Below are 14,694 nucleotides of genomic sequence, written 5' to 3'. Positions count from 1 at the left end.
TTATTTAAGCCATTCATGCCTTTTACTTTATCGCATGCCGTTCTTACACCGGTTATATCACGCTTAAGTCGCGGTCACTTACCACTTGCTGCACTGGCCATTGGCTGTATGCTGCCAGATATGTATCGGATGTTTACAACCGATTCGGGCAAAATCTCACATCTGTGGTCAGGTCAACTTTACCCCAATTTAATGATTGGTTTAGCTTTTTGTAGCCTGTGGTATGTGTTGTATCGTCCGATGCTGTACCAACTTTTAGACCTTGCCCATCCCCTACCTATTAAAAATGTTAAACAATGGCTACGTTTTACTGTTTTGGTCATATTGGCTTTAATCTTAGGTAATGCCACACATATTGTTTGGGATGGCTTGACCCATGTCGACTTTCGCACTTTGGTGTTACATGATTTTTTAAGTCAACCTATTCACGCTTTTGGCATGCACTACCCTTTGCATTTTATATTACAAATCACTAGCTCGGCTGTTGCCTTACCCTTTTTAGTGTATTGGATTTACATATATTGCCAAAAACATCGCACTGAAGCGGTTGCCACAATGCGCATAAAAAGCAGCATTTGGCTGAGTATTATTGTGGCTTTGTTGACTGCAAGTGCTTGGACATGGGGCTATTTTGCATCCTTTGAATGGTCAACTGTAGTGGGTGAACCGTATTATTTTCTAGGACGTGGCTTTAATGAATTTAGCCAAGCGTTTTTGTTGAGTGAAACACTCGCTTTGACTTGCATTGCGCTTTGGCAGCAATTTTCTTCGGCAAAATAAAGCAATTGCTTGGCTTTTTGTGAATTTGCTGCTGTTTTTGCTTGTAGTTCTTGTGAGGGCAGTTGCAAATAGGCATAATCCTAGACTTTGAATAAAAGCATACGCTGTTTACGTAGTAGCTTTTTTGTAACCCATATAGTTGGATTTTATACGCCATGATGCGAACTCATTACTGCGGTTCTTTAACCGAAGCACAAATCGACCAAACAGTAACTTTATGCGGTTGGGTACACCGTCGCCGTGACCACGGTGGTGTAATTTTCCTAGACATGCGTGACCGTGATGGTCTAGTGCAAGTGGTGATCGATCCTGATACACCAGAAGCATTTGAAACTGCAGATAAAGTACGTTCAGAATTCGTATTAAAAATCACAGGTCGTGTACGTCGCCGTTATGAAGGCACAGAAAATGCCAATATGGTGAGTGGTCAAATCGAAGTATTGGGTAAAGAAATTGAAGTTCTTGCTCAATCAGAAACACCACCATTCCCACTCAATGATGAAAATACCAATATTTCAGAAGAAATTCGTTTGAAATATCGTTTCTTGGACATTCGTCGTCCAGAAATGTTAGAGCGTTTACGTTTCCGTTCTAAATTAACTAACCTTATTCGTAACTACTTCGAAGACAACGGTTTCTTGGATGTAGAAACACCAATTTTAACCCGTGCCACTCCTGAAGGCGCGCGTGACTACTTAGTGCCAAGTCGTGTATCTAACGGTAGCTTCTACGCACTTCCACAATCTCCACAGCTATTCAAACAGTTGTTGATGGTGGGCGGTATTGATCGTTACTACCAAATCGCGAAATGTTTCCGTGATGAAGACTTACGTGCCGATCGTCAGCCAGAATTCACGCAAATCGACGTTGAAACATCGTTCATGAGTGACGATGACATCATGGATTTAATGGAAACTTTAACTGTTAAGATGTTTAAAGAACTTCTTAATGTTGAGTTTGATAAATTCCCACGTATGACTTACAACGACGCAATGCGTGACTATGCGTCTGACAAACCAGACATGCGTATTCCTTTAAAACTTGTAGACGTTGCAGATTTAATGCAAGACGTTGAGTTTAAAGTGTTTGCAGGTCCTGCTAAAGATCCTAAAGGTCGTATTGTTGCTTTACGTGTACCGGGTGCAGGTTCACTGCCACGTTCTGCCATTGATGAATACACCAAATTTGTAGGCATCTATGGTGCACGCGGTTTGGCTTACATCAAAGTCAACGAACTTGAAAAAGGCATTGAAGGTCTTCAATCTCCAATCGTGAAATTCATCGAGCCAATCGTACTTGATCTATTAAAACGCGTGGGTGCAGAGAACGGCGACATCGTATTCTTCGGTGCGGACAAAGCGAAAATTGTAAATGATGCGATGGGCGCACTTCGTGTGAAAATCGGTCATGACATGAACCTTTCTACATGCGAGTGGGCACCGCTTTGGGTGGTTGACTTCCCAATGTTTGAAGAAACTGATAATGGTTGGACGTCTGTGCATCACCCATTCACGCTACCAAAATCAAGCGTAGAAGAAGTGAAGAACAATCCAGGTGAAGCACTTTCAGTTGCTTACGATATGGTACTCAATGGTACTGAAATCGGTGGTGGTTCACTGCGTATTCATAACCTAGAAATGCAAAAAGCAATTTTTGAAGCTTTAGGTATTAATGAAGAAGAAGCAGAAGAAAAATTCAGCTTCTTATTAAACGCATTACGTTATGGCGCGCCTCCGCACGGTGGTTTAGCATTTGGTCTTGACCGTTTAGTCATGTTAATGACTGGTGGTGCTTCTATTCGTGACGTGATTGCGTTCCCGAAAACCAAAACTGCTGAATGTCCGTTAACGCAAGCACCTGCACCAGTTGAATCTAATCAATTGCGTGATTTAGGTATTCGTTTACGCGAAAAACCAAAAGCTGAATCTCAAGAATAATCTATTCTAGATTCAACCTAAAAAGCCCTGCTCATGCAGGGCTTTTTTTGTATCATTGAGAGTCAAGCTTAACGGTGGCATAATAGCTTGAGTTTAATTTTAGGGTAAGCAAGCAATGGCTATGCGTCCTGCTGTTCGTAATAAAAGCATTATGCTGATTGTTTTTTCAGTCGTACAATGGTTATTTATGCGCTATATCTTGGCCAACAACTTATTTAGTTTGGACACCAATGAGCGTATTTTGTATTTTTGCGTAAGTAGTATCGCAGGTGCATTTGTAATTTTTGTTGCTATCATTTATATGGTTCTGAAGGGCAACCCAGACAAGTATAAAAACTAATATCTTCTAAAGCCTTTACTTCAAAGGCTTTATTTTTTCTCCTCTTTATTTATATTTTATTTTTATGCTCTATATTTTTTTAACAGTCGTGGCTAAATTACCATTAGCTTGGCTGTATATGCTTGCCAATTGCTTATCAGTACTTTTATATCTCCTACCCTCTTCTTTTAAAAATATTACTCGAACTAACCTTCAATTGGTCTATCCAGAACTCTCTAAGGATGAGCAAAAAAGCCTCTTAAGACGTAGTTTAACCAACCAACTCTATACTTATGTTGAGTCAGTCAAATGTTGGGGTATGCCTAAAGATTATAGTTTGAGTCTCATTCACACTGTTGAAGGTGAGGAATTACTCAAACAAGCTTTAAAAGATGACAAAGGTGTCATTTTGGTACTTACCCATTTTGGCTGTTGGGAATTACTTAATGCTTGGGTGAATGAATATACCGAACCCATGATTATGTATAAACCCAACAAAAATAAAGCGGTAGATCGCTTTATTTTTAAAGCACGACAAAACTTTAAAGCCAATTTGGTTGCCACAGATAAAACCGGTGTAGCTGCAATATTCAAACACTTAAAGCAAGGCGGTTTAACCATGATCTTGCCTGATCATTTGCCTAAACCGTCAGGTGGAATCTATGCACAATTTTTTGGACAAGAAATTTTATGTACCACCTTGGTGTCTAAATTGGCACAGAAAACCCAATCGCATGTCTTGGGTTTAAGCTGTATTCGCCAAAAAGATGGTTTTAAAATTGTCTGCCAAAAAATGCATAGCGACATTGCTGGTGCAGATTTATATCGCTCTGTAACGGTTTTAAACCAAAATATGGAACAGATGATTAACCAAGCCCCAGAACAATATATTTGGTCATATAAACGTTTTCGCCATATGCCAAACCATCCATATTTGTATAAATCGATGTAAGTGATTTGCTATCATGCCTTAACTTAATACAAAATTAGGTACCTGTACTTATGCGTTGTGATTAAATATGAAGAATGGCATAATATGATACACAGCCATCATCTATTTGGTGCTTAAAAACTTGTAAAGATAGAGTTTTTTAATTTCTTGATGCTTCTAAAATGCAGCTAAGTTTATTCAAACACCAAATGCGTGTATGTGCAAAATCGTAATTGCTCTTATAAGCGAAGTACAGGCTTGTCTCAGTTTTTTACATCTTTAAACGTGTGATGTGCTGTAGTTCACGCTTTCTAACATGACCCGTGTTGTTCCTATGAAAACCAACTTATTTATTGTGTTTACCCCATTTCAATTGTTTAATGTTTTAGAAGCTAAGAATCGTTTTCACAAAAATGACAACAATATTTTATTATTTATTGATAAGGGCAATCCAAAAAATAAAGCACAAGTTGACTATATTTTATCGCAAAATAGCTTTGATCAATACCATACGATTGATTATATTTCATCATCAGATAAGTTATTCAATCAAAAAAAAAAAAATGCATTACTTACACAATTTGGTACTGTAGACACGCTATATGCAGGCTTATTTCGCAATATTTCTGCACATTGTATTAATACTCTAAAACCCAAACATGTGGTGATTGTTGATGATGGTAATCGTACCTTACGCGTTGTGAAGGATTTCTTCTCTGGTAAGCGCAAAAATGAAGCTACGCGCTTTCTAGATGCATTATTAGGTAAAAAAACCGATTTAAGCTTCATCTATCAAGCTACTTTTTTTTCAATTTACCCGCAGATTGCTACGCAGGTTCCACATTTTATTCACAATGATTATCAGTGCCTAAAACAAAAAAATCAGCGTTTAACCACGCAAGCACAAAGCTTTATTATTGGTTCTAAATTGGTGAGTGATACTTTAAGTGCTGGGGATTTTGAAAAGATTATTGCGCTGATGTGTCAGCATGATACGCGCGAAAAAGTTTACTTACCGCACCGCCATGAAGATCTAGATTATCTAGAAACCCTTGCAAAGCGTTACGATTTTCGTATTGTGGTATTGCCGACAATTTTAGAATATAGCCTACTTGGTTTAGGCTACCGTCCGGAGCGACTGTACAGTATTCGCTCTACTGCAGCGGATACCTTGCATCAGTTATATGATATTCCCGTGACGATCTTTAGACCCGATGTATCCATGATTATGCCTGAAAAACAAAAGGAACTTAGCCTAGTTTATCAGCATTATCAAGCCCAAAATTATCAAATGGTAGATGTTCAATGAAGATTTTAGCTTTAGGCGATTGCAATACACTTGGCGTTCAAGCATGTAAATATAATGCCTTCCCTGAACACTTTGCCCAAGCACTGAATGCCGAAGTCAAAAATCTAGGCCATACCATGGCCACTTCACGCGAGATCGTCAATCTTTATCAAGATTTCTACGAAAATCATGACATTATTACTTTATCAGTGGGTTTAACTGACTCTTGGCGTGGTTTTAAATACGCGCCTTACGTACTGTATTACCCGAATAACGTCCTACGTAAATGGGGACGTAAGTTGGTGAAGAAATATAAAAAGTGGGCAAGAAAACTGGGGCTCACTCAGCTTTTGGGTTTAGACCATGTAACCTCGCCTGCCCTATACGAAAAAAATCTACGCTATATTATTGAAAATTCAAAAAATAGTGTGATTTTTTTAATGGATACACTGCCTAAGCAGCAGGAAGATCGTAACGTGGATATTGTGCACTACAATACTATTTTAGATCAGATTGCCGCAGACTATAGCCATGTGATTCGTGTGAAATACTATGACTATTTCCATGCACGCCGCGATAGCTTGTACTTAGATAAAACCCATCTCAATTTTGAAGGTTATGCAGAAGTCACGCAACGTCTTGTGGCAGCCTATCAGGCACATAAAGCTGCCTAAATCGTGTTATTGAGCGCTTAAAATTCGCTGTTTTAGGCGCTCTGCTCGACGTTTGACCTTACGATGCATCAATCCTTTAAACCAACGTGAAATGGGCAGAATCTCCTTAGATTCTAATAAAGATTTCACATCTACATATTTTAAAGCCAATTGATCTTGATGTTCACACAACATCAAATTACCGCTATTTAAATCAAAAATTGGTAGGTCATTGGCAATTAAATACGCTGTAAATTGCTCAATCATCGCAACAATGACATTCACTGGATACGCTTGCTGTAAGCTTTTATCTTGCAGCCATTGATGCAAGCTCAGCGCAGGTTGCTGATTGGGTAAAAAAAGCCGTTCGACTTCTAAGGCCTGTCCTAAATTGGTATCCACAAGCCCATAGCACTCCACAAAAAACGCATCACTTTGCAATGCTCGAGCGGCAAGCTGTTGATAGGCTTGATATTCAAGCTGATTGAGGTTTGCCCCTTGTGTTCCATCAGTAGGCAGCTTTAAACAGCGCGCTTTATTCTCAGGATGTACAATCGTGTAGCGATTGGCACCACGGCCTAAATATTCAATTTGGTTTGAGTCAATATGCATGTTTATTTCACCACTTGAGCAACAACACGATCTGCTTCAGCAAATTGGGTCGCGGGATAAAGTTCACTTAAACGTGTCGCCACTTTCACGCGTCGATCCTGCAGTAGCAAGTCCACAGATTTAGTAATTCGATCTTGCTTTAAACGATCAATCTCAATCACACCCACTTTACAGCCTGCACTGAGTGCCTCATACAGCATAGAAATACTATCATCGGTGACCCAAACCGCTTCAGCCAATTGCATTTGCTCAAAAATCCAACCTTGTGGCGTGTCCTCTACAGGAAAAATTTGCAGATTTTTGGCAAAAGTTTTTTCATGTAGGCTTGATAAAAAATCTTTTGGGGTACGGCGCGATGTTGTTACCACAATTTCAGATTTTTTGTTGTCTTGTACAATTTTCTCAATCGCTTGTAACACCTTAGCATCGCTCCATTGATGGCGTTTAGATGCGCCACCTAAAGCAATTAAAATACGTTTTTTCTGATGATGCTTTTCATTCACAATCGGGTTTAATGCACCTTGTGTCACAATCACATTGTCTTGCTCGGCTAGACCATCATGTTGAGGTACAATTACATAATCAAACCACTGTAGTGGAAATTTAGGCTTCATCAAAACCACAGTTTTGGCTTTTGGAAAAACTTGCCCAAGCAATAATGCCTTGAGTTGTGTAGCACTTCCAACACTAAAAATATAATCGGGTTTTTGTTGAATTAAAAGATGCTTTTGATGCCCACGCGCTAAAAACAAGTTAAAACGCGACAAAGATTCAGCCGGTACTTCTTCAAAGCTCACCGCGTGTTGACTCAAGCGTTGCATCGCCTGATATAAACCGAGGGCTTGAGAACGATGCCCAGCTTTTCCATCCGTCACATAAACAATATGCATGTTTTAACCCACTTAAAGCACAATAAAAAAGGCGAAACTTTCGTTTCGCCTCGCATACTACCTGATTGGCTTATTTTACGTAAGTTAACCAGTGTGCATATTTTGGATCTTTGCCTTGTACCGCATCAAAGTAGGCTTTTTGGATTTGTGTTGTGATTGGACCACGCACACCTTCACCAATTTGACGGTCATCGTATTCACGAATTGGGGTAACTTCTGCTGCTGTACCTGTAAAGAATGCTTCATCAGCGATGTAGAACTCATCACGGGTAATACGGCGCTCAATCACCTCATAACCTAAGTCTTTGGCAATAGTCATAATGGTTTGACGGGTAATACCGTCTAATGCACCACCTGCCACATCTGGCGTATGAATTACGCCATCACGTACTAAGAATACGTTTTCGCCTGAACCTTGGCATACGTAGCCTTGTGGATCAAGTAACATCGCTTCGTCATAACCTGAATGCGCCACTTCTTGGTGTGCCAGAATAGACAGCGTGTAGTTACCTGAAGCTTTGGCTTTACACATGGTCACGTTTGGATGATGGTGCGTAAATGAAGAGGTTTTTACACGAATACCTTTCTCCATCGCTTCTTCACCTAAATACGTGCCCCAGCTCCACGCTGCAACCACAGCATGAATCGTATTGTCTGTTGCTGCAATACCTAATTTTTCTGAACCAATGAAGATAATTGGACGTAAATAGCAAGACGCCAATTTATTTTCACGAACCACATCAATTTGAGCTTGTTCTAATGCTGCTTGATCAAATGGAACTTTCATTTGATAGATTTTTGCAGAATTTAGTAAACGCTTGGTGTGTTCCTTTAAACGGAAAATAGCCGTTCCATTTGGGGTTTCATAGGCACGGACACCTTCAAACACACCCATACTGTAATGCAAGGTATGTGTGAGTACGTGAGTTTTTGCCTCACGCCAATCAACTAATTGTCCATCTTGCCAAATAAAACCATCACGATCAGCCAAATTCATGACACACACTCCAAATTGTTATACACAGTCATTTTTATCCAACGCACACACTGCATTTGGATCAATTAATCTTTGCCATAACTTGCAAACGACCTCTCGGGTATCATGCCAATCGTGCGCATTAACTTGCATGGATTGATTTGCAAGTGCTAAACGATGGCTCTCGGCGCGTTCACGAAGATAAGCTTGAATCAATGCTGTCGCATCGCTGCTGGATAAGCAACCTGTTTTTGCGGCATCCTCAAGGATTCGTACGTTGTCGGAGTAATGGGCGAGATCGGGATTCGACCCACTCCATGCTAATACCGCATACTGTGCCATAAATTCTATATCTACGATACCACCTGCATCCTGTTTTAAATGAAAAATTCCATCTTTTTGTTGCTCTTTAGAAGAACCCAAATGGGCTTTCATTTTTTGACGCATTTTTATCACTTCGTCACGCACCATGCCTTCATCGCGCACTTGGGTTAAAATCCGACAGCGCAGCTGTTCAAAGTCTTGGCAGAGGCTCTTCTCACCTGCAATTGAGCGGGCACGTACCAAGGCTTGATGCTCCCACACCCATGCACTTTTAAACTGATACTGCTCAAAAGCTTTAAAACTGGTGACCAATAAACCTGCTTCACCAGATGGGCGTAACCGCGTGTCAATTTCATACACCCGACCATCTAAAGTTTGCGTGGTCATCAGTGACATAAATTTTTGTGCCACGCGCATGGCAAATTCAAAACCGCTAATTGCTTTTTTACCATCGGTGTCGGCTTGTTCGTCCATGGCATGGATAAACACTAAATCTAGATCTGAGCCATAACCGAGTTCAATACCACCGACTTTGCCATAGCCAATTACAGTAAATGCAATGTGATCGAGCGAGCAACGTCTGCCCTGTAAATCAATTGGATAACCGTGTTTTTTTGCCACTATTTGATAAGCCAAGTGCAAGGTGGCTTTCACTGAAACTTCAGCAATATCCGTTAAAGCGTCAGACACTTTCATTAATGGGCTTTCAGCCAAGACATCACTTGCAGCAACCGTCAATACATTGGATTTTTTAAATAAGCGCAACACGCGCATTTGATCTTCAACTTGATCAATTTCAATACGTAGCAATTGTTGGCGCAACGAATCTTCTAAATCTTGACGTTTGGGCAACTCAAAATCCATAGATAAAAATTCGTCCAACAACACCGGATAATGGGTCAGTTCTTCACAAATCCATGGACTGACACTCGCCATTTTAACTAGACGCTGTAAGGCCCCTTTACTCTCAATCAACATGACTAGATACACAGTACGACGCATCACCGACTCTAAGAGTGGCATTAACCTTACCAAAGCCACTTGTGGGTGATCTGAGTGCAACACTGCTTCAATTAAATGTGGCCAAAAAGTTTTTAGCCGTTGAATGGCTTTGGCAGGTAATTTTTTTAAAGCGTGTCCATTCCAAAATTCATGCACTAAATTTTTGGCATTGTCATCTAAAACCGGATACAAGCGCTGTTCAAGTTGGCTTAGACTTTCAACTGCGCTATCTGTTTCTTTTTCTTTGATTAAATGCTCAAATTGATACACCACTTTGGCACGTTTAGCATTTAAACAATCTAAAAATGCTGACCAACTATCAAAGCCTAATGTTTCAAACATACGCGCACGTAGATCAGGCTCTGTCGGTAAGGATTGGGTTTGTTGATCATTTAAGGCTTGAATAGCATGTTCAACACGGCGCAAGAATAAATAAGCATCTTCTAAATCCATCACCGCTTGTTCATCTAGCAACTCGGCATCATCTAAATGACTTAAACTGACCAAACATTGGCGATCTTGTAGTTCTAAGCGATAACCGCCGTAAATCAATTGAAAGACTTGGACAATAAACTCAACTTCGCGAATACCACCGGCACCCAACTTAATATCATCTTCAATATTACGTCGTGCTACTTCGCGCTCAATCATGCTTTTCATTTCACGCATGGCTTCAAAAGCGGTGTAGTCCACATACTTGCGAAACACGAAAGGACGCGTCATGTCCATTAACTCATCACCTTCAGAGCTTGGATTGACAATACGGGCTTTGATCCATGCATAACGCTCCCATTCGCGCCCATGCTGAATTAAGTATTTTTCAAGAGCAACGTGGCTAATCGCCAATGCCGAACCATCGCCCCATGGACGCAAACGCATATCAACTCGAAAAACAAAACCATCTGCGGTGATGTGATCAAGTAAATAAATCAGCTTTTGTCCCCACAAAATACAAAATTGCTGCACATCTATGGATTTACGTCCACCTTGGGTTTCACCTTGCTCATCAAAGGCAAAAATCAGATCAATATCACTGGATAAATTTAACTCTTGTGCGCCAAGTTTACCCATGGCAATCACAATTAAGTCTTGGACTTTGCCGTTATAGCCCATGGGTTGACCATATTTAGCCACTAAAGGTGCTAAGGCAAAATCTTTGGCAGCACAAATGGTCGCATCAGCAAAATCCGACAGTTCTCGGGTGAGGGTCACTACATCGGTAAGTTGATTGGCATCTTGCCAAATCCAACGAAACATTAAACGTGCACGTAAATGGCGTAAACGGCGCATCCATGTGTTTTCATCGCTTACATCGGTGAGGGTTTGTGCAACAAATGCATAAATATTGGCTGTGCTTAAGCCACCTAAAAATTGGTCAAGTGCATAATCGTCATGCAGCAGATCGGCGTGCATACTCAGGACTTGTTCAGCATACTGACTGGCGCGTAAAGTCTTGGTTAACTGTGCGTGATTCATTCTTAGGTGTTCTCAAGCCTTTGGGTTTTCTCTGTTATAACAGTAAGCTTGACCAATAGAAAACCTTTTTATTTATACACTTGAATGTGCTTGCTTCTCTAAGGCTTTATGCGCTTGACTTGCCGCCGGTAAACTGACTTTAAATAAGGTACCCTCACCCTCTTTAGAGGTCACGCAAATCTGTCCTTGGTTTAGATCAATAAAACGCTTACACAACACCAAACCTAAGCCTGTGCCTTTTTCACCTAATGTCCCTTGGCGACTAATGGTAATTTTAGGCTCAAATAAATTCTCAATTTGAGCTTTGGTCATCCCCAAACCGGTATCTTGAATATAAATATGCACCTGATCTTTGTCCTGCTCAGCGCGTATAATCACTTTGCCTGTGCCATCGGTATGGGTAAATTTTAGTGCATTAGAAACTAGATTTTGAATCACCGAGGTAATCATATTAATGTCAGCATAGACTTTAATTGTTGGCTCAACTGTATTGATGAGTTGAATATTTTTTTGCAAAGCCAAACTAGACAAGACATTACTGACAATTTTAACCGATTGTTGCAGTTCAAAATTAATAGGATGATAGACAAAACGTCCACCTTCAGACATGGCCCAATTCAGCAGATTTTCCAGTAAATTATAAGTCGATTGCGCTGTGTCAAACACATATTCACTGATGTCTTGAATGCCTTTTTCATCCAAGGTGTTACGCTCTTTGGCTAAGATTTCAGAAAACCCCAATAAGCCATGAAAAGGGGCGCGTAAATCATGGGCAATAATTTGGAAAAATTTGGTTTTACTAAAATTAAGAGCCGCTTGTTGTTCAAATTCTTCTTTAAGCTCGGCATTTTCTAAACGCAGACGAATAATCCCCATTAAGCTTTGAATAAACTCACGCACAATAATAATGCTTTTAGGGTCAAATTCGGCGCTATGTTGATCAAACAAATATACATGTCCAACAGAATCGGCACTGTCGCATAAATCTACTGCCAACATACGCGCATGATACATACCTAAACTTTGCATATAGGCTGAAACTTCGGCATAAATTTCGCTCTGTGGCGTAATCAAATCATGCTCATCAAAAAAGCGATTCACTCGTGCATCTGCTTCGGTCAAAAACGGTTTACAGCCTTCATCGGATGAAAACCAAATATAAGGCTCGCCTTTAAAAGCCAAAATAGCGTAATCGGTTTGCAACATACTACGCGCAAACTTTAAAAAATCTGCAATACGATTTTCTTGGGTAAATACCCCTAAAAGCAAAGAGAGTTTACAAGCACTGAGCTGCTCAGTTTGTGAGCCAATTTCTAATAATTTGAGTTCCATATTCTCAGCCTCAGCAGTTTTTCTTTTTATAAGAAAAATTGACTAAATTTTCTTATATTTAGCACGCTATTGCTTAAAATTACAATAACAAAAACCATATAATATTTAACATAATTCTTGCCGATTGCCTTGACTTGCAACAAATTGAAAATAAAAGCTTAAAAACACACAGCTTTGTAAGTTTGATGTAACCTAAAACACAAGACATAAAAAAACCCCAAACCTTTAATACCAGTTTGGGGTCTTCTAGAATTTTGGTCCCGAGGGTCGGACTCGAACCGACACGTCATCTCTTTGATTTCACTAGCACTTTTTTAGTGTACCACATTACAGGTACTCATTCAGGGACTCATTTGCCGAAATCACCTATCAAAAACAGCCACTTACAGCTATGTGTTTGACAGTTCTTCTGCCAATTGCTCAGCTTGTTCAAGCACAGTCTCTGTAGCTAACAAAGCCATGTCAGGTGGATAGCCATACTTCTTGAGCAATCGCTTCACAATAACTCTAAGCTTGGCTCTTGCAGCTTCTTTAATGGTCCAATCCAATGTGACATTTTTACGAATGGATTCTGTGAGGACCACAGCTAACTCTCTGAGAATCTCCTTTTGCATCAACTCTCGTGCACTATCATTTTCAGCAACTGCTGAGTAGAACGCATATTCGTACTCAGTGAGGTTAAGCTCTTTGGCGAGGTTGTCTGACTCTTGGATGGCTTTTGCTAACTTGATCAGTTCATCAATCACTTGAGCTGCTGTCAGTACCTTATTCTGATAACCCTTAATGGCTGACTTCAGCATATCCATGAGTTTCTTGCCTTGAGTAACACTACGTTGTTCACGTACCTTGATTTCATCACTCAGGAGCTTCTTCAATGTTTCTAGGGCAATGTTCTTGTGTTTATAGCCTTTCATCTCCTGCATAAACTCATCTGAGAGGATGGAGATGTCTGGCTTTTGGATTCCCGCTGCATCAAAGATGTCCACCACTTGTTCGGTGACAAGTGCTTGGTCAATGGTTTGTTTGACCTTGGCTTCAAGCTCTGTATTACTCATGCCTGAGATCTTGCCTGAACCATCACTAAACTTAGCTAGACGTGCTTTCACAGCTTGGAAGAATGCAACAACAGGTGCTGCTTCCATGGCATGAGGATGTGGTACTGCTAAAGCAAATGCCTGTGACATCGCTGCAACTGCTGTCAGAAAGCGAGTCTTACCTTCCCCTTGGTCTACACCTAAGATGTGTTCTTCTGCTTCAAGAATGATGTTGAGCTTACGAGAGGTATTTGCTGTGAAGTATTCTTGATAATTGAAGCCATGCATAATGCCATCAATCACCTCAAGCTTCTCTTGCAGAATGGTTGCAGCTTCGTCCTGTACCAATGCAGGATCACCTTTACCTCCCGCTTCAGAGTAGAACGATAGAGCTTCTTTAAGGTCTGATGCAATACCCAAGTAATCAACAACCAAACCACCAACCTTGTCCTTATAGACACGGTTCACTCGTGCAATCGCTTGCATGAGGTTATGACCTTTCATTGGTTTGTCGATGTAAAGCGTGTGCATACTTGGCGCATCGAAACCAGTCAGCCACATATCACGTACAATCACGAGCTTGAGCTTGTCATCGTTGTCTTTCATGCGATTAGCTAGAATTTGGCGTTGTTGCTTGGTGGTGTGATGTTTGGCAATCACCGCACCATCAGAGGCATTGGCTGTCATCACGACTTTAATGACACCATCATTCAAGTCATCGCTATGCCATTCAGGTTTGAGCTTGATAATCTCGTTATACAAATCAACAGCAATACGACGTGACATAGCGACGATCATGCCTTTACCTTGGTTGGCATTGGCTTTCAGTCGTTGTTCAAAGTGCTCTACGATATCTTGAGCAATGGCTTTGATACGCTCTTTACTGCCAATCAGCCCTTCTACTCGTGCCCACTTCGCACGCTCTTTTTGAGTTTGGTTTAAGTCGTCTTCACTAAACTGATCGTCAAAGTCTTCGATCAGCTCTTTGCCTTCCTCACTAATGGCAATCTTGGCCAACCGGCTCTCATAAAAGATTCGAACGGTTGCACCATCTTCAACGGCCTGAACCGTACCGGGTTTGTCGGAGACTTTTTTATTTAAGTTAAGCCACCTGACCTAACGGGTTAATCTTATCATAGT

11 protein-coding genes and 1 pseudogene are annotated in these 14,694 nt (G+C 40.6%); 6 read left to right on the top strand and 6 right to left on the bottom strand.

Annotated elements, in window-relative coordinates:
* The first annotated feature begins 15 nt into the window (after positions 1-15).
* The 6 genes from Q0017_RS05590 (at position 16) to Q0017_RS05565 (ending at position 5,929) form a co-directional block, all read left to right on the top strand.
* Positions 16-780, top strand: coding sequence for a DUF4184 family protein (locus tag Q0017_RS05590; RefSeq protein WP_298143907.1), 765 nt, complete (start codon positions 16-18; stop codon positions 778-780).
* Positions 781-935: 155 nt separating this feature from the next.
* A complete protein-coding gene (gene aspS, locus Q0017_RS05585) occupies positions 936-2,717 on the top strand; it encodes an aspartate--tRNA ligase (RefSeq protein WP_298143904.1) in 1,782 nt (593 codons plus the stop codon).
* A gap of 115 nt (positions 2,718-2,832) precedes the next feature.
* On the top strand, positions 2,833-3,057 hold the full coding sequence (locus tag Q0017_RS05580; RefSeq protein ID WP_297424064.1) for a hypothetical protein: 225 nt from the start codon (positions 2,833-2,835) through the stop codon (positions 3,055-3,057).
* 64 nt (positions 3,058-3,121) lie between these two features.
* Positions 3,122-3,988 (top strand): lysophospholipid acyltransferase family protein, encoded by an 867-nt coding sequence (locus Q0017_RS05575; protein WP_298143900.1) that lies wholly within the window; start codon positions 3,122-3,124, stop codon positions 3,986-3,988.
* A gap of 295 nt (positions 3,989-4,283) precedes the next feature.
* A complete protein-coding gene (locus tag Q0017_RS05570; protein ID WP_298143898.1) occupies positions 4,284-5,276 on the top strand; it encodes a hypothetical protein in 993 nt (330 codons plus the stop codon).
* Entirely contained in the window at positions 5,273-5,929 is a 657-nt protein-coding gene (locus tag Q0017_RS05565; protein WP_298143895.1) for an SGNH/GDSL hydrolase family protein, read from the top strand. The genes Q0017_RS05570 and Q0017_RS05565 overlap by 4 nt, the downstream gene beginning before the upstream one ends.
* A 6-nt stretch (positions 5,930-5,935) precedes the next feature.
* Here Q0017_RS05565 and Q0017_RS05560 read toward each other — a convergent pair whose 3' ends face one another.
* The 6 genes and pseudogenes from Q0017_RS05560 to Q0017_RS05535 all read right to left on the bottom strand — a co-directional run.
* On the bottom strand, positions 5,936-6,520 hold the full coding sequence (locus Q0017_RS05560; protein ID WP_298143892.1) for a YrbL family protein: 585 nt from the start codon (positions 6,518-6,520) through the stop codon (positions 5,936-5,938).
* Positions 6,521-6,522: 2 nt separating this feature from the next.
* A complete protein-coding gene (locus Q0017_RS05555; protein ID WP_298143889.1) occupies positions 6,523-7,410 on the bottom strand; it encodes an ELM1/GtrOC1 family putative glycosyltransferase in 888 nt (295 codons plus the stop codon).
* A 70-nt stretch (positions 7,411-7,480) separates the two neighbouring features.
* Positions 7,481-8,407 carry a branched-chain amino acid transaminase gene (locus Q0017_RS05550; protein ID WP_298143886.1) on the bottom strand — a complete coding sequence of 309 codons (927 nt, stop codon included), beginning with the start codon at positions 8,405-8,407 and terminating at the stop codon, positions 7,481-7,483.
* An 18-nt stretch (positions 8,408-8,425) separates the two neighbouring features.
* Positions 8,426-11,188 (bottom strand): bifunctional [glutamate--ammonia ligase]-adenylyl-L-tyrosine phosphorylase/[glutamate--ammonia-ligase] adenylyltransferase, encoded by a 2,763-nt coding sequence (glnE, locus tag Q0017_RS05545; RefSeq protein ID WP_298143883.1) that lies wholly within the window; start codon positions 11,186-11,188, stop codon positions 8,426-8,428.
* A gap of 72 nt (positions 11,189-11,260) precedes the next feature.
* Positions 11,261-12,520 carry a sensor histidine kinase KdpD gene (locus tag Q0017_RS05540; RefSeq protein WP_298143880.1) on the bottom strand — a complete coding sequence of 420 codons (1,260 nt, stop codon included), beginning with the start codon at positions 12,518-12,520 and terminating at the stop codon, positions 11,261-11,263.
* A gap of 389 nt (positions 12,521-12,909) precedes the next feature.
* Positions 12,910-14,619, bottom strand: a pseudogene (locus tag Q0017_RS05535) (type I restriction endonuclease subunit R); the annotation flags it as partial.
* Positions 14,620-14,694: the final 75 nt, after the last annotated feature.

The sequence above is a fragment of the uncultured Acinetobacter sp. genome (genome assembly GCF_947624825.1).
In the GTDB taxonomy this organism is placed as follows: Bacteria; Pseudomonadota; Gammaproteobacteria; order Pseudomonadales; family Moraxellaceae; genus Acinetobacter.
This window is presented reverse-complemented; position numbering and strand designations above follow the sequence as displayed.

Excerpts from the sequence above, each read along its gene's own strand:
- Q0017_RS05555 (WP_298143889.1), bottom strand. The coding sequence starts at position 7,410 with ATGCATATTGTTTATGTGACGGATGGAAAAGCTGGGCATCGTTCTCAA.
- Q0017_RS05560 (WP_298143892.1), bottom strand. The coding sequence starts at position 6,520 with ATGCATATTGACTCAAACCAAATTGAATATTTAGGCCGTGGTGCCAAT.
- Q0017_RS05575 (WP_298143900.1), top strand. The coding sequence starts at position 3,122 with ATGCTCTATATTTTTTTAACAGTCGTGGCTAAATTACCATTAGCTTGG.
- Q0017_RS05590 (WP_298143907.1), top strand. The coding sequence starts at position 16 with ATGCCTTTTACTTTATCGCATGCCGTTCTTACACCGGTTATATCACGC.
- aspS (WP_298143904.1), top strand. The coding sequence starts at position 936 with ATGATGCGAACTCATTACTGCGGTTCTTTAACCGAAGCACAAATCGAC.
- Q0017_RS05550 (WP_298143886.1), bottom strand. The coding sequence starts at position 8,407 with ATGAATTTGGCTGATCGTGATGGTTTTATTTGGCAAGATGGACAATTA.
- glnE (WP_298143883.1), bottom strand. The coding sequence starts at position 11,188 with ATGAATCACGCACAGTTAACCAAGACTTTACGCGCCAGTCAGTATGCT.
- Q0017_RS05580 (WP_297424064.1), top strand. The coding sequence starts at position 2,833 with ATGGCTATGCGTCCTGCTGTTCGTAATAAAAGCATTATGCTGATTGTT.
- Q0017_RS05570 (WP_298143898.1), top strand. The coding sequence starts at position 4,284 with ATGACCCGTGTTGTTCCTATGAAAACCAACTTATTTATTGTGTTTACC.
- Q0017_RS05540 (WP_298143880.1), bottom strand. The coding sequence starts at position 12,520 with ATGGAACTCAAATTATTAGAAATTGGCTCACAAACTGAGCAGCTCAGT.
- Q0017_RS05565 (WP_298143895.1), top strand. The coding sequence starts at position 5,273 with ATGAAGATTTTAGCTTTAGGCGATTGCAATACACTTGGCGTTCAAGCA.